The sequence below is a fragment of the Enterobacter sp. UNJFSC 003 genome, assembly GCF_036903355.1.
Lineage (GTDB): Bacteria > Pseudomonadota > Gammaproteobacteria > Enterobacterales > Enterobacteriaceae > Enterobacter.
In genome coordinates this window covers 66,323-84,086 of the sequence record NZ_JBAKHK010000004.1, presented here as the reverse complement: position 1 = coordinate 84,086, position 17,764 = coordinate 66,323, and the positions used below count along the sequence as shown (strand labels likewise).

Genomic DNA, 17,764 nt, shown 5'->3' with positions numbered 1-17,764 from the left:
ACGAATCAGAATGTCCAGGAAACGCTGCCCACAATGCTGCGTTCTGCGCCAAAATAGCAGTATGAGAGCGAGTTACACGCCGCCACGTAGCGCTTGTCCGTCAGGTTATTGACGTTCAGCTGCGCGCTCACGCCCGTCAGCCCAACGTGAGACAGGTCATATCCCACCACCATATCCACCAGCGTATACGACGGCAGCGTATGGGTGTTCTGACGATCGCTGGTGACACCGTTCACATAGCGTACGCCCGAACCGACGGTCAGACCGTCGAGCGGGCCCGTTTTAACGTCGTAGCTCAGCCAGGCGCTGGCCATGTTACGCGGGGCATAAACGGCGCGCTTGCCCTGCTCTTCCGGGCTGCTTTTCTTATAGCGAATGTCGGTATAGGTATACGCCGCCTGCATGCGCAGGCTGTCCGTCAGCTGTCCAATCGCTTCCAGCTCGACCCCTTCGGACTCGATTTCACCGATCGAGCGGTAGGGATCGGTCGGCTCCTCTTTGGTGGCAATGTTCTTCTGGTTGATGCGGAACACCGAAGCGCTGAACTGGCTGTTCATCCCCTCAGGCTCATATTTCACCCCAGCTTCCCACTGCTTGCCCTTCATCGGCTCCAGGATATTGCCCTGCTCGTCGGCAAAGCTGGTCGGCGTAAAGGCGGTTGAGTAGCTCACGTAAGGCGCTACGCCGTTATCAAACAGATACAGCAGCGCCGCGCGGCTGCTGAAGTTGTTCTTATCCAGATCGCTGCGGGTATGGTTGAAGTTGTCGATATTCGACACGCTCACCCGATCGTAACGCCCGCCGAGCGTCAGACGCCAGCGGTCCCAGGACATCTGATCCTGCAGGTAATAGCCCGTCTGGCGCAGCTTGTGCTTTTCCTGGCTGTACTGCGTGATGTAGTCCGGCTTCGCGCCGTAGACCGGATTGAACGCGTTGATGGGCGGGAATCCACCGTAATATCCGGTGGTGTTGTTACTGCGATCCTGGTAGTCCATCCCGATCAGCACGCGGTGGTTCACCGCCCAGGTATCAAAGCTGCCGTCGACCTGATTATCCAGCGTGATGGCATTCATCTTCTCGTCGGACCCGGAATAGCCGCGGTTAAGCTCGGTTTCATTCAGCCAGCCTGCGGCGTAAACCTGATTCAATTCAACGTTGGTGTGCGCATAGCGCAGCTTCTGACGAACCGACCAGCCGCTATCGAACATGTGCTCGATGTTGTAGCCCACCATGTTTTCACGACGATCGTATTTGTCATAATCATCCTCGCCTTCAAAGAAAGTGTTGGAGATTTTCTTGCCGTAGTGCGGCACGACGGTGCCTTCGTACGGCAGGCCGGAGTGGCTGCCGCCTTCCGGATCGCGGTGCAGATAGGCCATCAGTTCCAGACGGGTATTATCAGTGATGCGCCAGGTCAGGCTCGGCATCAGCGCGTAACGTTCTTCCTTCAGCGGGTCGAACTGGGAATCGGCGTAGCGGGTCATCCCGCTGAGGCGCACCGCCACGCGGTCGTTATCGTCAACCGGACCGGTGACGTCGAACATCGCCCCGCGCTGGTTATTGTTACCGGCGAACAGCTTGATCTCCCCGCCCGGATCGAACGACGGTTTACGGGACGTAAGCGCCACAATCCCACCCGGCGATGAGCGACCGTACAGTACGGAGGCCGGGCCGCGTACCACTTCGACATTTTCCAGGAACCAGGGATCGATCACCAGCGAGCTATGGGAGTTGGTGTCTCCCATCATCTTCAGACCATCGAGATAGATGTTATCCAGGCTGCCGTCGGAGAAGCCGCGCAACACGATATAGTCAAAGCGGTTTGAGGCACCTATCTGGTTACTGTAAACCCCCGGCGTGTAACTCACCGCCTGACGCACGCTGGTTGCTCCCTGCTCTTCAAACTGCTCGCGGGTGACGATAGAGACCGACTGCGGGGTTTCGATATCAGGGGTTTCAAGCTTGGTGGCCGCAGACTGCATCTGCGACGTCACCACCACGGTATCCGTTTTTTGGGCATCCTGCGCCAGTAAAGGAAAAGCGACGCTACCGGTAACCCATCCCACCAGCAGTGCCAAACGCGATTTAGCAAACATGACCTTCTCCAAAGAGTTCTCTTATTGTTAATAAGAATTATTACCTTTTTGAGAGGGCAAACGGCTATGCCTGCCGCCAGGTTACGTATGCGCGATGACAAACAGCACGGGAAGCGTTAGCAGGAACGGGGAAAGTGCGTTAGCGCGCGTTGCGGATCTCTCCCGGTGAAATACCGTAGCGGCGGCGAAACGCGGTAGAGAAATTCGTGGCATGTTGGTAGCCGCACATCCACGCCGCCTGCTGCACGCTGTAGCCTTCCAGCAGATAGCGACGCGCCAGCGCGAGACGACAATCGCGAAGATAATCAAAGAGCGTGCAACCATAGCGCTGGCGGAACTTGCTGCGCAGGCTGCTTTGGCTCATCGCCGCAAGGGCGGCCAGTTCGGCGAGGGTATGATTCTGTTCGGGCGACTGTTCCAGCCTGCTCCGCACGCGTTCCAGACGAACATGCTCTGGCCGACACGGACGGTGCTGCTGGCGCTGATGCAGGCCATGTCCAAGCAGCGGATACATCAGCCCTTCCAGCAGCAGCCTGCGGGTTAACGCGCTCACGCCCTGCTGCTGTGCATGCTGAATGCCGGACAGCACGAATCCAGGAACCTGCCAGACAAAGGTAGAGGCATTCAGGCTTTGCCATTCCAGAAGCAGCGATTCCAGCAGGCTTTCACGCCGGGCGTCATTAGGGTACACACCAAACGAGAGCGTCTTCAGAGTGCTATCCGCATCGTGCCGCGCGCTCATCACCTGCTCTTCACTGAGGCGGGAGCTGAACGCCATACCGGATCGCACCACATATTCGTTGCCGCTGAGCGTCAGCGTGACGGATCCTTCCAGCACCACCAGCATATAGAGCGGGCTGCTGTGGCGAGAGGTTGTTTCGTAAGGCTGTAATACGCGAACGTCGGAGTGGGTCAGCGAAATGCCCGAGGAGAGCGTCATCTCCTCCACGTCACCGTGCAGCACCGGGCTGCCGACGGCATCGGCATCATGTAGCTGGGGGAAGCGGTAATCGATACCGTAGCGCTCGCCGAAGCCAATAAAGTCTTTCACGCAGAAGAGGCGCTTGGTGGACGAGCTGACGTGCGTAGAGTGAGTCATAGTGGCGTTTGCGTGGGCGATTAACGGGAAAACCTTAACACTGCGGCGGCGCAAACGCTACGTCGCCGCAGAGGTTACCTGGGCGATTACTCGTCGAAGTACCAGTAGCCCTGGTTAATCAAGCCGGTCAGCTCTTCCACAAACGCCGGGTTATTCAGTGCATCCCCCAGCTCCGCCTGGCCAAACTCGGTGTAGCGACACAGCGCATCCGCCGCCTTCGCGTCTACCGTTTCCAGCCGTTCGCTGTTGATGAAGAAACTGCCGTTGATGTTCAACACGCGAAGTCCGCTCAGGCGCGACAGCGTTTCACCGCCCTGCAGCGCGTCCAGCACCTCTTCTGGCGCGTACGGCGGCTCGGCGGCGGCGACGTCCAGCTCGTGGCGTGGCGTAGAGACAAAGCTGCCAAACCACCGGGTGAAATCGTCAGGGTTGGCGATCATGTCGATCATCATCTGGCGAACGCGATCCAGTTCGTACTGCTCCACGCGGCCAGGGTGTTCACGACAGGTTAGATCCGGATCGCTGTAATGCTCGCCGCCCAGATCGTTTTCCAGCGCGTAATCGGCAAAGCTGCTGATCAGGTCGCGGCCGTTCGGCCCACGGAAGCCGACGGAGTAGTTGAGCGCGGTCTCGTGGGTAAAGCCGTCGTGCGGGAATCCAGGCGGAATATAGAGGATATCGCCGGGGGCCAGATCTTCGTCGATGATCGGTTCAAACGGATCGACGTGCAGCAGCGCCGGATGCGGGCAGAACTGACGCATCGGCAGCTTGTCACCCACGCGCCAGCGGCGGCTGCCCATCCCCTGAATGATAAACACGTCGTACTGATCGATATGCGGGCCCACACCGCCGCCAGGCACGGAGAAGGAGATCATCAGATCGTCAAGACGCCAGTCCGGCAGCACGCGGAACGGACGCACCAGCTCAGCGGCAGGCATGTGCCAGTGGTTTACCGCCTGCGCCAGCAGCGACCAGCCGGTTTCGCCCAGATTATCGAAGTGCTCAAACGGACCGTTGCTGGCCTGCCATTTACCGTTGGCGTGACTGACCAGGCGGCTATCAACCTCCGGCTCCATCGCCAGACCGGCCAGCTCGTCCGGGGTAATAGGATCGACAAAATTCGGGAAGGCATTTTTCAGCACGACCGGCTTTTTTTGCCAGTATTTTTCGAGGAATTCAGGCCAGTTCAGGTTCAGTTGATACGCCATGGTTAACACCAGTGAGAAGGGAAACAGGCGCGATTATAGATGAGGCGGTTCAGAGGGAACTTGTCATGGGTCAAACGAGGAGAGAAGGCCGGCTCAGACGTCCGGCCTTGAGGATCAGTCCAGCTTCAACTCGTCATAATGGGTAATCAGTTTGCCCACAATGCCGTAGTCCAGCGCTTCTGCCGGAGACATCCAGAAGTTACGGTCGGTGTCTTTTTTCACTTTTTCCAGCGGCTGGCCGGTGGCGTCAGCAATCAGCTTGTTCACGCGATCCAGCATGCGGATAATTTCACGCGCCTCAATTTCAATATCCGTTGCCTGACCGCGCACGCCGCCCAGCGGCTGGTGGATCATAAAGCGGGTATTCGGCAAGGAGTAGCGGTGCTCTTTTTTCGCCGCGAGGAAGATGGTGATCCCGGCGCTCGCCACCCAGCCGGTGCCAATCACATGCACGTCTGGGCGAATGAATTTGATGAAGTCGTGGATGGTATCGCCCGCTTCCACATGGCCGCCCTGGCTGTTGATGTACAGCTTGATAGGGTCGTTGCTCACGCTTTGCAGCAGGATCATCTGGGTGATGACTTTCTGCGCCAGTTCCTGGTTAATCTCGCCGGAGATCACAATCGAGCGGGACTCCAGCAGTTTTTGCTGCAGAGCGCCCGCGCCGTTTGTTCCTTCCGTTTTTTCTTTATCGTCACTTTTGAGTGTGTAGTGCATTGTTATGTCCTCAGCTTGTCGCGCTCAAAATCAGAGTGTAGCCTGTTTTACCCGTCTACGTCCTCTGACAAAAACATCGAGGGTTATTATGAACATTGCACATGTCGCACTCTGGACCCGCAGCCTGGAGGCTCAGGTTCAGTTCTGGGAAACCGTTTTTGGCGGGCGCAGCAACGCGCGTTACGTCAGTAAAAATCGTCCTGGATTTGAATCGCACTTTATTACCCTGGACAGCGGCCCGACTGTCGAGCTGATGACGCTCCCGGCCGTGCCGGACGCACCCTCACACCCGGAATATGTTGGCTGGGCGCATATTGCTATCAACGTCGGCGATAAGGCCGAGGTTGACCGCATGGCGGGGCTGGCGCAGTCAAACGGCACGTTGCTCAGCGCACCGCGTATGACGGGAGATGGTTTTTATGAAGCGGTGATTGCAGACCCGGACGGAAACCGCATTGAGCTGGTGGGTGCATAAAAACAGCGTTTCATTCCTAACCATTTCGCCACATTTTTATTACACTCCATATTCATATCATTATCATATTCATAAATGATAATGATATCTAATGTGTTAGTATGAATGAGCATAGCAAACAGTCTCTTAGGTCACTAAGAGGCTGCTTTTCTTCTCGATTTTTTACCGATCACACACCGGGGCGGTGAATGGAACACATTGTATATGTGGTTGATGACGATGACACTGTCAGGCGATCCGTGGTCAGCCTACTGGAATCTGCGGACCTGCGCGCCGTCGGCTTCTCATCCGCACAATCGTTTCTCCAGCACCCTTTTGAAGACCTCCCCTCCTGCGTGATCCTGGATATGCAGATGCCTGCGATCAGCGGCTTTGACGTGGCGGACGCCCTCAAGGCCAGCGGACGAGAGATCCCCATTATCTTTCTCACCGGTCATGGCACCATTCCCATGTCCGTCCGGGCCATCAAGGGCGGCGCTTACGAATTTCTCACCAAGCCCGTTGAATCTACCGCGCTGATTGATTCCATCGAATCGGCGTTACGCCTGGCGCAGAACAACGCCGTTCAGTTGAAAGAGCACTATGCCCTGAAGCAACGCCATATGTCCCTCACCCCACGCGAGCATGAAGTGCTGCAGCTTGCGATCAGCGGCCTGCTGAACAAGCAGATCGCCGCCGAACTGGGCGTAAGTGAAATTACGGTGAAAGTGCATCGCCGCAGGGTGATGGAGAAAATGCAGGTGCGTTCGGTCGCCGAGCTGGTCAGGGCCGTCGAGCGCCTGACCAAAACCCTGGCAGCGGAATAGCCGCGCCGTTACGCCTCTTCACCGGCAAGGGGCAGCGCGAAGGTGAATACCGTTCCGTGTGGCATTCTGCGGCTGGCGCTCAGTTTTCCCCGGTGCCGTTCAATGATGCTGGCGCTGATGGTCAACCCCATCCCCATGCCCTGCGCCTTGGTGGAGTAGAAGGAGTCAAAAATCTGCTCCATCCGCTCTGGCTCAATGCCGCTGCCGGTATCGGCAATCTCCACGATCACTTTCCCTTCGGCACAGTTGCTGGTGGAAAGGGTAATGCTGCACGGACGATCTTTAATCTCCGCCATCGCCTCCACCGCATTCATCACCAGGTTGAGCAACACCTGCTGGATCTGCACGCTGTCACCAATGATAAAACTGTCCCGTGCATTCAACAGATAATCTACGCTAATGTGTCGCAGCTCCAGCTCGCTGCGGGACAGCATGATGATGTGGTGGAGCAGGTAATGCAGATCGATACGTGAAAACGTCGGATCTTGCTTGCGCGTCAGGGACTGAATGCTGCGGATGATCTCCCCCGCGCGCTCGCCCTCTGCGGCGATCTCTTCCAGCCCTTCCCGCACCTTATCCAGCCTGGCGGGCTCGCGGTTGAGCCAGCGCAGGCTTGCACCGGCGTTTGAGACGATGGACATCAGCGGCTGATTAACCTCATGGGCGATAGATGAGGTGAGCTGTCCGACGGTTGTGGCGCGGGAGACCCTGGCGAGATCCGCCTGAGCCATCCGCATCGCGTCTTCCGCTGCACGCTGGCTGGTGATGTCGGTGATGATGCCGTAATACTCGTTCACCTCGCTACCGACGCCCACCGGATCGCCAATGCCCAGCAGATAGCGGGTGGAGCCGTCGGTGCGGATGATGCGAAACTCGGCCCGCATCGACAGCCCGTCGCTGACGCTCTGGGTCACGAGGGCGCTGATACGGGCATAATCGTCCTCGTGAACGAAGGTCAGAAACTCCGCCATCGAGATCATCTTTTGCTGCTCAGGCAGGCCAAGAATACGGGCGTACTCTTCCGACATAAACATCAGATCCTGCTCCAGCTCCCAGCGCCAGCTGCCGGTATGGCTGATCTGCTCGCCCAGCATCAGCGAGGTCTGACTGGCTCGCAGCTCTTTCTCCACGCGCCGACGGTGAATGTTCTCCGTCAGCAGCTCGGCGTACAGACGCGCCGTTTCCAGCGATACCGCCGCCTGCGCGCCCAGCAGGCTCACCACGCGGGAGTGCTCGGCGGTAAAGACTTCAGGCATCAGGCGGTTTTCCAGATACAGCACGCCCACCAGGCGCGCCTGTTTAAACATTGGCACGCACATCACCGCCGCCCCCGAGGTCACCAGATACGGATCTTGGCTAAACGGATGGAACGCCTCCGGCTTGCCGGTGCGGATCTCCTGCCCGGTGCGGATCACCGCTGCCAGCACGGACAGCGGCATATCCGTCGCCACCGGCGCCTCTTTGAGGATCCGCACCCGCACGCCGTCGGCGCTGGTCCACGCGCTGGCTTCAATTTCAGGGAGGTGGTTTTCGCTCACGCGAAGCAGCAAGCCGCGCTGCGCGCCGGCGCGTTCGAGGAGAAGCGTCATCAGGTTTTCAATCAGGCGTTCGAGGTTGATCTCTTCCGACAGCGCGCGGGAAGCCTTGATCACGCTCTGCAGATCGCGGATCACCTCGTTCTGGGCAAAGGCCACCGTGTCGTAGGCGCTGGCCTGACCGCACGCCTGCAGGTGCGGGAAATCCTGCTCAAGCTGGCGGACCTTGGCCTGCGCGCCGGCGCGACCCCAGGCGGCAATCGACCCGCGAAAATGGGCATCTGACGCGGTCGGGTAGCCACAAACCAGCGCAAAACGCCCCGCCAGCTCGTGCGCGAGGGCGTTGATCGGGTTAAATCCGCCCTCTCGCGAAAGGCGCACCGCCTTTTCATACTGCTCCAGCGCGATGCTGTTCATCCCGTCAAGGCGGACGATTTCGGCGTAGATCAGCGCCTCTTTGTCAGCAAACGTCCCCGGATTGATCCGCGCCCAGAGAGCAATGTTGTCGTAGTGAGAGTGAATGCTGCGGCGGTAATCCGCCGAAAAGGTCTCCGGCGTGAGCTGCCGCGACAGCGCCAGCGCGCTGTAAAGATGGTAATCCAGCAGATGAATATGGCCGGGGGCCGACCAGGCGTACCACCCTGCCTTCTCAAGTTCCGCCTGCGCCTCGACGTATTCGCCGCAGGTAAAGTGCGCGATGCCGCGATAGAGCCAGTACCAGAACAGCATGGTCGAGGTTTGCTCAGGGGCCTGTTCCGGTGGCGCGGGCAGCAGATCGTCAGGCAAAGCCTGAGCCGCACTCCAGGTGCCAATGACCGGCGTGCGCAGAAACTCCACGTAGTGACGCTGAACCATCAGGATGGTTTCAACGTCCTGGAAGTGGCTTTTGCGCACGAAGGCCAGGCCGCGATCGATGCTGGTAAGCACCCCGTCGAGATGATCGCCGCGGGTGAGGAAGTTGATCACCTGATGACACGCCGCAAAGCAGGCCATCGTCATGTCGCCGTGCGTGACGGCGGAGGTGAAGCAGGCTTTCGCACACTCGATGGTGAACGACAGCGGCTGCGTCCACACGCTTAGCTGGTCAAGCGGCAGCAGGGTTTTGGCTTCAAACGCATCATAGCCATGGCGATGCACCAGCTCTCGGGCCAGTGAACCGTACTGGAAGCCCAGTCGGTATTCGGCGTAACGGTGGCTAATCAGCACCCCAAACCAGGCCATTGCGGTGGTGGATGCCCCGGTAATGCCGTGGTCGAGCGTCAGGTGCATCATCCGGCAAAGCAGCAAGAAGTGCAGGCGCGGGCAGGTGAAGCTGGCGAAAATGCTGGCGCTGTAGAGCAAATTCATTACCGCTTCGGTCTCGGCGTTCTCCATCAGCGCAAGCTGTGCGAACGGGTTTTGCGCCGCGCCGCCGGTTCGATTGCAAAACTGCGCCCAGGCTTCGTCGCAATCCGCGTTTTCCGGATAACGGCCGATCTGAATACCAAACACGCCCAGCCAGCAGAGGGCCGCCTCCAGCGCCAGACGAATATCTGACTGACGGAGATAGACTTCTGCCAGCAGGTTTGCCGCCAGCGCTTTCTCCGTAAGCCCACCCGGGGAGCCCAGAATGGCGTCGCACAGTTCGCGCGTGCGATCCAGATGCCCCAGCGCAAACTCGCAGCCTGCCTCTTCGATATCCAGCATGAAGTCCGTCACCGTCCCGGCATTGCCCAGGGCTCTGGCCGTCTGGATATAGCTCAGCGCTGAAGCGTAATCACCGGTGCGCTTCGCACGCCGGGCGGCCAGCAGGCTCAGCTCGCGGAACATCTGGCGCTGGGGAGCTGGCTGAATGCAGTCCAGCGCGGCGGTCACATGGTGGACGGCGCGGAACAGCAGTTCGTTGCCCGCGGCGAGACGTGCGGCCTCGGCCAGCAGGCTGGCGGTGGTCAGGTGCAGACGGCTTTTCTCATTCTGATCCAACAGCGCAAACGCGGCCTCCTGAACCCGATCGTGGGTGAAGGCGTACTCTTTTTCCGTGAGCACAATCAGCTGGGCGCTGACCGCCGGGTGGAGCGCGTAGCGGATTTCCGCCACCGACATCCCCACCACGCGGCATATCATCTCCAGCTCGCCCGTACCGCCGAGGCAGGCGATGCTGCCCAGCAGGCGACGCGTTTCGTCAGGCATCTCTTCCAGCTGTTCAAGCACCAGCGTCACCACGTTTTCGGTGTAATGCCGGGCGCGGATCGCCTGCAGATCGTAATGCCACTTGCCCTGATGGATGTTCTGAACGACCAGCCCGTCATCGACGATGCGGCGGAAAAACTCGTGCACGAAGAGCGGGTTGCCGCCGGTTTTCTCATGAATCAGGATCGCGAGATCGGTGGTGCTGGCGCTGCGGGCGTGAAAAATCCCCCCCAGCCAGCGGGCCACGGCCTTGACCGAAAGCGGCTGCGGAACAATGGTGGTGGCATGTTGTGCTGCATCCGGCAGGCTCGCCAGCTGTTTTTGCAGGTTAGCGTCCGGTAACGAGCCGAGTTCGCGATGGGCCACGACCACCAGCAGCGGAATAGCGCCGCAGGTGGCCAGAAGATCGCTAAGCGTTTGCAGGCTGACGGCGTCTATCCACTGGATATCGTCCAGCAGCAGCACCAGCGGCGCCCCTTGCGTGGCAAAGGCTTTAACCAACGCCTGCACCATGTGGTTGAAGCGCGCCCGGGCGTCGATGGAAAACGTATCTGCTGACAGGCGCGGCTTGTTTTCCAGCAGCAGGTTGAGCTCGGGCACAAGGCTGACCGCCAGCTCTTCGTACCCTTCCAGGGCACGGGCTAAACGCGTTTTCCACTTCGCTACCTCGTCAGCAGGCAGGCCAAGCAGGTGCAGCGTCAGGGAGCGGAACGCCGAGCTCAATACCCCATAGGGTAACGTGGGAGAAAATTGATCGACTTTGCCCACGGCCAGCAGCACCTTGCGCTGCTGTAGCGCCTTGAGCGCGGTGGCAATCACGGAGGATTTACCGATCCCGGAAGGGCCGCCGATAACCACCAGTTCAGGCAGGCTGTTTTGCCCCACCCGCTCGAAGGCACCGATCACCTCACCGGCCTGCGGATGGGCGGCAAAAAGGGCTTCCGCTAGCGGCATCGCCGGCGTACGGTCCTGTTGGCCCGGGGTAAAGCTGACAATTTCGCCTTCTACGGTCAGCGTGGCCTGGCAGCGCCGGAGGTCGGCTATCAGGCCATCGACCGTCTGGTAGCGGTTCTCAGGCTTCTTCTCCAGCAGCTTGAGAATGATCGTCGACAGCATATCGGGGACGTCCGGGCGCACTACGCCCGGTGCAAGCGGCTCGGAGGCAATGTGATAGTGCGCCCAGTTTGTCTGGTCGTGCGCGCTCAATTCAAACGGCAGGCGTCCGGTCAGCAGCTCGTACAGCACCATACCGAGACTGTAGAGATCGCTGCGGCCGTCGACGGGGCGCTGGGTGCGGGTGGTATGCTCAGGGGACATATAGGCTGGCGTCCCGCCGGAAACCGCAAGCCGGGTCTGCGAAAATGCCTCGGACGTATTGCTGGAGAGGCCAAAGCTGCCCAGTCGGCAGGTGGCATCGTGATGAACAAAAATATTGCCGGGCTTGATATCACCGTGGATCAGGTTCTGCAGATGCATCTGACGCAGGGGCACGCAGATACGGATCGCCAGCTCGATAAAACGGGGGATGCCGGAAATGGCCCTGCCCGCCCGGCGCGCCAGCAGTTCAAAGGAAAAAGGCGCGTACACCAGCGCAAAACGTCCCCGATACTGGGTGGACGCCACGGCGCGGATAGCCCAGCTGTCCTGAAGCCGATCGCGCAAGGCAAATTCATTTTTAAGCAGGCGCGTCGCCCGCTCTTCTTCTTCATCGCTGGCCGCGGTGGCAATAATAAACGAACCGCCGGATTGAGGATGGCGCGCATTCATCCAGGAGATCCCTCCCTCCTGCGCCAGCATGGTAAAAATCACATCCTCTTTGAGTACAAAAGCCCGCCCTTCATGGAGATTCCCCTGGGCGGGCCAAAATGCAGGCCGATCGTTTTTGTTCATCCGCGATCCTTATTGTCGGCGGGCCAGCTCCCGCTGAATGTGATCCAGCAGAATATCGATGTTAATAGGCTTACGCAAAAAAGCAGCGGCGCCCAGGCTGAGAGCGTACCGCTGCATATTTTCATCAGCATGACCGGAGATAAACAGCACGGGAGGAGGTGGTGCGGCCAGCAGACGAAGCTTGTCGAACAGCTCCAGGCCGTTCATGCCGCGAAGCTTAATGTCCGTTATCACCAGCGCTGCGCTGGACAGCGCAAGAGGGTGGCTCAGAAACACCTCTGCCGAATCAAAGGTATCGGTCACATACCCTTCCGACTGCAGGAGATTACTCAACCCGCTGCGGACGGAACGTTCGTCATCGATGATGGCAATGCGCCACGGCAGCGTCATGCTGTCTTTCCTCACACAAAACATTACGCGTCGCGACTGTCCTTCGCGGGCGCAGGGGGGGCAGTACCGCTGATTTTTGGCACGCACTCATGGCGAAACCAGGCCAGGGTAAGCGGTTCGCGGCTCAGTAAACGACGCCCAACCGGGATCAGCTGTTCGCCCACCAGCATGCCGAACAGGCCAAGCAGCGCGACGACCGGGGGAGCCGGCGAATGCACGTCGAGCAGGGCGTAAATTACCCCAGCCACTACGCCACACACCAGCGAAATTATCCAGGCCTTCATGATGACGCTCCTGTCGGGTGTTGAACCTGCGGCACGATCACCTGCACGCTGGCCGCGCCGTCGCGGGATAACAGATGACGCATCGCCTGTTCACCTGCCAGCATGCCGAGCAGGCCAATCAGCGCCAGCGCGGGCGGCGCGGGGGAGCGCACCTTCAGCACGGCATACATCAGGCCAATTAAGACGCCTGCAGCGAGGGATATCAACCCTGTACTCATCGTGAACTCCGAAAGCAATCAGTGGCGAGCCGGATGAGGGACCAGCCCGCCGCCGGGACTTAGCGAGCCGGAACCGGCGCTAAGGTACGGTGCTCGCTCTTCTGGCGAGACGGTGCTTTGTGCACCATGGTGTAGGCGTAATCAACGCCCATGCCGTAGGCGCCGGAATGCTCGCGCACGATATCCATCACCGCGGTGTAGGTTTCTTTATGCGCCCAGTCACGCTGCCATTCCAGCATTACCTGCTGCCAGGTCACCGGGATCACGCCCGCCTGGATCATGCGCTGCATCGCGAAGTCGTGGGCTTCTTTAGAGGTACCGCCGGACGCGTCCGCCACCATGTAGATTTCGTAGTCGCCTTCCAGCATCGCGCACAGGGCAAAGCTGTTGTTACACACTTCGGTCCAGAGACCCGCAACCACCACTTTCTTTTTGCCGTTGGCTTTCAGCGCGTCACGCACCTTCTGGTCATCCCAGGAGTTCATGGAGGTACGCTCAAGAATGTCCTGGCCCGGGAACACGTCCAGCAGCTCCGGATAGGTGTTGCCGGAGAAGCTTTCGGTCTCAACGGTGGTGATGATGGTCGGAATGTTGAACACTTTTGCCGCCTTCGCCAGCGCTACGGTGTTGTTTTTCAGCACCTGACGGTCAATAGACTGCACGCCAAACGCCATCTGAGGCTGGTGGTCGATGAAAATAATCTGACAGTTCGCAGGGGTTAAGACTTCGAGCTTTGAAGTGGTCATAGGATTTTCCAGTGAGGTTATGAAAGAAAATCGTCGCGAACAGCGCGGCGATAAAGTCGACCCCATCCTATGTTCCCCCTCCTTCAGGCGTAATTATCTCTTCGTATAGTTAACCTTAGGTATAGTTATACTTTGGTATACCTATCCTATTGTATAACTGGATCTTTGCCGAAACCGGTTCCCATAATCCTGACCATTCCCCTCTCAGTCAGGAGCAGTTATGGTTACCCTCGGTAAAGCCGATCTCATTCTGGTTAACGGCCAGTTTCACACCGTCGATCGCGAGAACCCTGTCGCGGAAGCCGTTGCCGTGCGCGACGGAAAATTTCTGGAAGTGGGTACCGTCGCCGAGGTGATGCAACACCACTGCGACGGCACCAAAGTGGTCGACTTAAAAGGCCACACCGCCATCCCCGGCCTGAACGACTCGCACCTGCACCTGATCCGCGGCGGGCTGAACTACAACCTCGAGCTGCGCTGGGAAGGCGTGCCGTCCCTGGCCGACGCCCTGCGGATGCTGAAAGAGCAGGCCCTGCGCACGCCGTCGCCCCAGTGGGTGCGCGTGGTGGGCGGCTGGACCGAGTTCCAGTTTGCCGAACGCCGCATGCCGACCCTGGACGAGATCAACGACGCCGCGCCGGACACCCCGGTCTTTATCTTGCACCTGTACGACCGCGCCCTGCTTAACCGCGCGGCGCTGAAGGTGGTCGGCTACACCAAAGACACGCCAAACCCACCGGGCGGCGAGATCCAGCGCGATGCCAACGGCAACCCGACCGGGATGCTGATTGCCCGTCCTAACGCCATGATCCTCTACGCCACGCTGGCGAAAGGGCCAAAGCTGCCGCTGGAGCAGCAGATCAACTCTACGCGCCAGTTTATGCGTGAGCTGAACCGTCTTGGCCTGACCAGCGCCATCGACGCGGGCGGCGGTTTCCAGAACTACCCGGAAGATTACGAGGTGATTGCCGAGCTGCACGAGAAAAAGCAGATGACCCTTCGCATCGCCTATAACCTGTTTACCCAGCGTCCGGGCCACGAGCTGGAAGATTTTGAAAAATGGACCGACATGCTCACGCCGGGCCAGGGCAGCGACTTCTTCCGCCACAACGGTGCGGGCGAGATGCTGGTTTTCTCCGCCGCCGATTTTGAAGATTTCCTTGAGCCGCGTCCGGATCTCGCGCCGGGCATGGAAGACGAGCTGGAGCGCGTGGTGCGCCATCTGGTAGAGCATCGCTGGCCGTTCCGCCTGCACGCCACCTACAACGAGTCCATCAGCCGCATGCTGGACGTGTTCGAAAAAGTTAACCGCGATATCCCCTTCAACGGGCTGCACTGGTTCTTCGACCACGCTGAAACCGTGTCGCAGGCCAACATTGACCGCATCAAAGCGCTGGGCGGCGGCATTGCCGTGCAGCACCGTATGGCCTTCCAGGGCGAATACTTTGCCGAGCGTTACGGCATCGAAGCCACACGCCATACCCCGCCTGTCGCGAAAATGCTGGAGACCGGCGTGCCGGTGGGTTTAGGCACCGATGCGACCCGCGTGGCGAGCTATAACCCGTGGACCGCGCTTTACTGGCTGGTATCTGGCCGTACCGTCGGCGGCATGCAGATGTACGATCACAGCGCCCGTCTGGATCGCGACACCGCCCTGATGCTCTGGACCCAGGGCAGCGCGTGGTTCTCCAGCGAGCAGAATCAAAAAGGGCAGATCAAAGCGGGCCAGCTCGCCGATCTGGCCGTGCTGAGCAAAGATTACTTCCGCGTGCCGGAAGAAGAGATCAAAGGGATCGAGTCGGTCCTCACCGTGGTGAACGGCGATATCGTCTATGCCGCTGGCACCTTTGGCCCGCTCGCCCCGCCGGCCATTCCGGTACTGCCCGACTGGTCTCCGGTGGTGAACGTCCCAGGCCATTACCGCAGCGCGCCGCCGCAGGCCGCACGCGTGGGCATGGCCGCCGTCCACCACTGCAGCGGCCCGTGCGGGGTTCACAGCCACCAGCACGACTTTGCGCGCACGTCAGAGATGCCGGTATCCGACGATAACGCTTTCTGGGGGGCGCTGGGCTGCAGCTGCTTTGCATTCTGATGAAAAATACATTTGCTTCGCCCCGGATAGATCTGGGGCTGTTCTTCCTGCGTCTGACCGGCAGCCTCCTACTGTTGTACGTTCACGGACTGCCGAAGGTGTTTCACTTCAGCGAAGAGCTGACGCGCATCGAAGATCCGTTTGGCTTTGGGCCGTACGCCAGCCTGATCCCGGCGATCGTCGCCGAGGTGATCTGCCCGGTGTTTATCATTGTGGGCATTTACACCCGACTGGCCTGTCTGCCGATTATCGCCGTGCTGCTGGTGGCGATGCTGGCGGTGCATCCGAACTGGTCGATTGCCGAAGGGCAGTTTGGCTGGCTGCTGCTGATTATCTTCACCACGCTTGCCCTTACCGGACCGGGCCAGTGGCGGCTGCAGCGTAGCGCATCGGAGAGATTTGCATGACGCAGGTTAACGACGTTCGCGACGCGCACGTAGAGCCGACATCCGCGCAGACGGTTTCCCCCTGGCAGCCCCTTAGCCAGCCGGTGTTCCGCATGCTGTGGATCGCCACGGTAGTCTCTAACGTCGGCTCATGGATGAGCGACGTCGGCATCAACTGGAGCATGCTGATGCTCAGCGCCGATCCGCTGGATATCGCGCTGGTGCAGGCGGCCAGCAGCCTGCCGATGTTCCTTTTCGCCCTGCCCTCCGGGGTAATGGCGGATATCGTCGACCGCCGAAAATACCTGCTCTTCTCCCAGCTGTGGGTCTTTATCGCCGCCGTCGGGCTGACCGTGCTCTCCTTCACCGGACACGTCACGCCCGCCGTACTGCTGGTGGCGACGTTTATGCTGAGCGTGGGAGCCGCCATGAGCTCGCCGCCGTTCCAGGCGATTGTGCCTGACCTGGTGAGCAAGCCGGAGCTGGGATCCGCCGTGGCGCTTAACTCGCTCGGGGTGAACATCAGCCGGGCGATTGGTCCCGCGTTGGGCGGTTTTCTGCTGTCGCTGGCCGGGCCGTGGATGGTGTTTGCCCTGAACGCGCTGTCGGTGATGGGCGTGGCGTGGGTGCTGTGGCGCTGGCGTCCGGCCCCGTCGGTGCAGCGTCTGCCGCCGGAGCATTTCCTCTCTGCGGTACGCTCCGGCATTCGCTACGTTCACGCCGCCCCGGTGCTGCGCAACGTGCTGATCCGTACCGTCGCCTTTTTCGTCTTTGGCAGCGCGGGCTGGGCCTTGCTGCCGCTGGTGGCTCGTCGCGAGCTGGGGTTAGGCCCGGCGGGCTACGGCGTAATGCTGGCCTGCATTGGCCTGGGCGCTATCGCCGGGGCGATCCTGCTGCCGCGCCTGCGCCAGCGGCTGAACGCCGATCGGCTGATGGTGGCCGCCAGCCTGACGTTTGCCCTCACCCTGCTGGCGCTGGCGTTCGTACGCCACTTCTGGCTGCTCAACCTGTTTGAGTTCTTCACCGGCTTCGCGTGGATAGCGGTGCTCTCGACCCTGAACCTCGGCGCCCAGCGCAGCGCGGCACGCTGGGTCAAAGCCCGCGCGCTGGCGGTGTATCTGACCGTGTTCTTTGGCTCGATGACCGCAGGCAGTGCCGTCTGGGGCCAACTCGCCTCGCAGTTTGGCACCCCAACCTCGCTGGTAATCGCCACGCTGGGCATGGTGCTGGCAAGCGCCACCGTGTTCCGCTGGAAGCTGGAGAAGGATCCGGAACTGAACCTCGACCTGAGCGGTCAGCCGCTGGACGGCGTCGAGATTGACCTGCCGAACGAGCGCGGTCCGGTGCTGGTGTCGCACGAGTACATCATCGACCCACAGAACGCGAACGCGTTTTTACAGGCCGTGCACGAGCTGCGCCGGGTGCGCCGTCGCGCCGGGGCGATGAGCTGGGCGGTATATGAAGATATCGAACGTCCGGGCCTGTTTATCGAGACCTTCCTGATGGGTTCCTGGATTGAGCATCTGCGCCAGCAGGAACGCCACACCATGAATGACCTCCTGTTGCAGAGCCGCGTTCTGGCTTTCCATCAGGGCACAACATCACCGGCCATTCGTTACCTGGTCACGCCGGTATAAACATAACAATCACCTG

14 protein-coding genes are annotated in these 17,764 nt (G+C 59.9%); 5 read left to right on the top strand and 9 right to left on the bottom strand.

Going from position 1 to position 17,764, the window contains the following annotated elements; all coding sequences use genetic code 11:
* Window positions 1-5: 5 nt before the first annotated feature.
* From foxA to V5P19_RS12395, 4 genes are all read right to left on the bottom strand, one after another.
* Window positions 6-2,096, bottom strand: a complete 2,091-nt coding sequence (gene foxA / locus V5P19_RS12410) for a ferrioxamine B receptor FoxA (RefSeq protein WP_334403654.1) — start codon at window positions 2,094-2,096, stop codon at window positions 6-8.
* A 139-nt stretch (window positions 2,097-2,235) separates the two neighbouring features.
* Entirely contained in the window at window positions 2,236-3,195 is a 960-nt protein-coding gene (locus tag V5P19_RS12405) for an AraC family transcriptional regulator (RefSeq protein ID WP_334403651.1), read from the bottom strand.
* Between the two features lie 86 nt (window positions 3,196-3,281).
* Complete coding sequence (locus V5P19_RS12400) at window positions 3,282-4,403, bottom strand: cupin domain-containing protein (protein ID WP_334403649.1); 1,122 nt, start codon at window positions 4,401-4,403, stop codon at window positions 3,282-3,284.
* Between the two features lie 114 nt (window positions 4,404-4,517).
* Window positions 4,518-5,120: an ATP-dependent Clp protease proteolytic subunit gene (locus V5P19_RS12395; RefSeq protein WP_334403647.1), complete on the bottom strand. Its 603-nt coding sequence runs from the start codon at window positions 5,118-5,120 to the stop codon at window positions 4,518-4,520.
* Window positions 5,121-5,208: 88 nt separating this feature from the next.
* On the opposite strand from V5P19_RS12395, the gene V5P19_RS12390 reads away from it, so the two are divergent.
* A complete protein-coding gene (locus V5P19_RS12390; protein ID WP_334403645.1) occupies window positions 5,209-5,595 on the top strand; it encodes a VOC family protein in 387 nt (128 codons plus the stop codon).
* A gap of 188 nt (window positions 5,596-5,783) precedes the next feature.
* Window positions 5,784-6,401 carry a response regulator gene (locus tag V5P19_RS12385; protein ID WP_334403643.1) on the top strand — a complete coding sequence of 206 codons (618 nt, stop codon included), beginning with the start codon at window positions 5,784-5,786 and terminating at the stop codon, window positions 6,399-6,401.
* Window positions 6,402-6,409: 8 nt separating this feature from the next.
* Here V5P19_RS12385 and V5P19_RS12380 read toward each other — a convergent pair whose 3' ends face one another.
* The 5 genes from V5P19_RS12380 to V5P19_RS12360 are packed head-to-tail and all read right to left on the bottom strand — an operon-like array spanning window position 6,410 to window position 13,633.
* Complete coding sequence (locus V5P19_RS12380) at window positions 6,410-11,995, bottom strand: AAA family ATPase (protein ID WP_334403641.1); 5,586 nt, start codon at window positions 11,993-11,995, stop codon at window positions 6,410-6,412.
* A gap of 9 nt (window positions 11,996-12,004) precedes the next feature.
* Entirely contained in the window at window positions 12,005-12,385 is a 381-nt protein-coding gene (locus V5P19_RS12375) for a response regulator (RefSeq protein WP_334403639.1), read from the bottom strand.
* Between the two features lie 23 nt (window positions 12,386-12,408).
* On the bottom strand, window positions 12,409-12,669 hold the full coding sequence (locus tag V5P19_RS12370; protein WP_334403636.1) for a XapX domain-containing protein: 261 nt from the start codon (window positions 12,667-12,669) through the stop codon (window positions 12,409-12,411).
* Window positions 12,666-12,887, bottom strand: coding sequence for a DUF1427 family protein (locus V5P19_RS12365; RefSeq protein ID WP_334403634.1), 222 nt, complete (start codon window positions 12,885-12,887; stop codon window positions 12,666-12,668). Before V5P19_RS12365 ends, V5P19_RS12370 begins: the two co-directional genes overlap by 4 nt.
* A gap of 59 nt (window positions 12,888-12,946) precedes the next feature.
* Window positions 12,947-13,633, bottom strand: coding sequence for a hydrolase (locus V5P19_RS12360; RefSeq protein WP_023315321.1), 687 nt, complete (start codon window positions 13,631-13,633; stop codon window positions 12,947-12,949).
* A gap of 220 nt (window positions 13,634-13,853) precedes the next feature.
* Here V5P19_RS12360 and V5P19_RS12355 point away from each other — a divergent pair, with 220 nt between their 5' ends.
* Genes V5P19_RS12355 through V5P19_RS12345 form a run of 3 tightly spaced genes read left to right on the top strand, consistent with a single transcriptional unit; the run spans window position 13,854 to window position 17,748 of the window.
* Window positions 13,854-15,725 carry an amidohydrolase gene (locus V5P19_RS12355; protein WP_334403632.1) on the top strand — a complete coding sequence of 624 codons (1,872 nt, stop codon included), beginning with the start codon at window positions 13,854-13,856 and terminating at the stop codon, window positions 15,723-15,725.
* Complete coding sequence (locus V5P19_RS12350; protein ID WP_334403630.1) at window positions 15,725-16,132, top strand: DoxX family protein; 408 nt, start codon at window positions 15,725-15,727, stop codon at window positions 16,130-16,132. Before V5P19_RS12355 ends, V5P19_RS12350 begins: the two co-directional genes overlap by 1 nt.
* Window positions 16,129-17,748 (top strand): MFS transporter, encoded by a 1,620-nt coding sequence (locus tag V5P19_RS12345; protein WP_334403628.1) that lies wholly within the window; start codon window positions 16,129-16,131, stop codon window positions 17,746-17,748. Before V5P19_RS12350 ends, V5P19_RS12345 begins: the two co-directional genes overlap by 4 nt.
* Window positions 17,749-17,764: the final 16 nt, after the last annotated feature.

What these genes read in the sequence shown, in the direction of transcription:
- foxA (WP_334403654.1), bottom strand. Translation starts at nt 2,096, where the DNA reads ATGTTTGCTAAATCGCGTTTGGCACTGCTGGTGGGATGGGTTACCGGT.
- V5P19_RS12405 (WP_334403651.1), bottom strand. Translation starts at nt 3,195, where the DNA reads ATGACTCACTCTACGCACGTCAGCTCGTCCACCAAGCGCCTCTTCTGC.
- V5P19_RS12400 (WP_334403649.1), bottom strand. Translation starts at nt 4,403, where the DNA reads ATGGCGTATCAACTGAACCTGAACTGGCCTGAATTCCTCGAAAAATAC.
- V5P19_RS12395 (WP_334403647.1), bottom strand. Translation starts at nt 5,120, where the DNA reads ATGCACTACACACTCAAAAGTGACGATAAAGAAAAAACGGAAGGAACA.
- V5P19_RS12390 (WP_334403645.1), top strand. Translation starts at nt 5,209, where the DNA reads ATGAACATTGCACATGTCGCACTCTGGACCCGCAGCCTGGAGGCTCAG.
- V5P19_RS12385 (WP_334403643.1), top strand. Translation starts at nt 5,784, where the DNA reads ATGGAACACATTGTATATGTGGTTGATGACGATGACACTGTCAGGCGA.
- V5P19_RS12380 (WP_334403641.1), bottom strand. Translation starts at nt 11,995, where the DNA reads ATGAACAAAAACGATCGGCCTGCATTTTGGCCCGCCCAGGGGAATCTC.
- V5P19_RS12375 (WP_334403639.1), bottom strand. Translation starts at nt 12,385, where the DNA reads ATGACGCTGCCGTGGCGCATTGCCATCATCGATGACGAACGTTCCGTC.
- V5P19_RS12370 (WP_334403636.1), bottom strand. Translation starts at nt 12,669, where the DNA reads ATGAAGGCCTGGATAATTTCGCTGGTGTGTGGCGTAGTGGCTGGGGTA.
- V5P19_RS12365 (WP_334403634.1), bottom strand. Translation starts at nt 12,887, where the DNA reads ATGAGTACAGGGTTGATATCCCTCGCTGCAGGCGTCTTAATTGGCCTG.
- V5P19_RS12360 (WP_023315321.1), bottom strand. Translation starts at nt 13,633, where the DNA reads ATGACCACTTCAAAGCTCGAAGTCTTAACCCCTGCGAACTGTCAGATT.
- V5P19_RS12355 (WP_334403632.1), top strand. Translation starts at nt 13,854, where the DNA reads ATGGTTACCCTCGGTAAAGCCGATCTCATTCTGGTTAACGGCCAGTTT.
- V5P19_RS12350 (WP_334403630.1), top strand. Translation starts at nt 15,725, where the DNA reads ATGAAAAATACATTTGCTTCGCCCCGGATAGATCTGGGGCTGTTCTTC.
- V5P19_RS12345 (WP_334403628.1), top strand. Translation starts at nt 16,129, where the DNA reads ATGACGCAGGTTAACGACGTTCGCGACGCGCACGTAGAGCCGACATCC.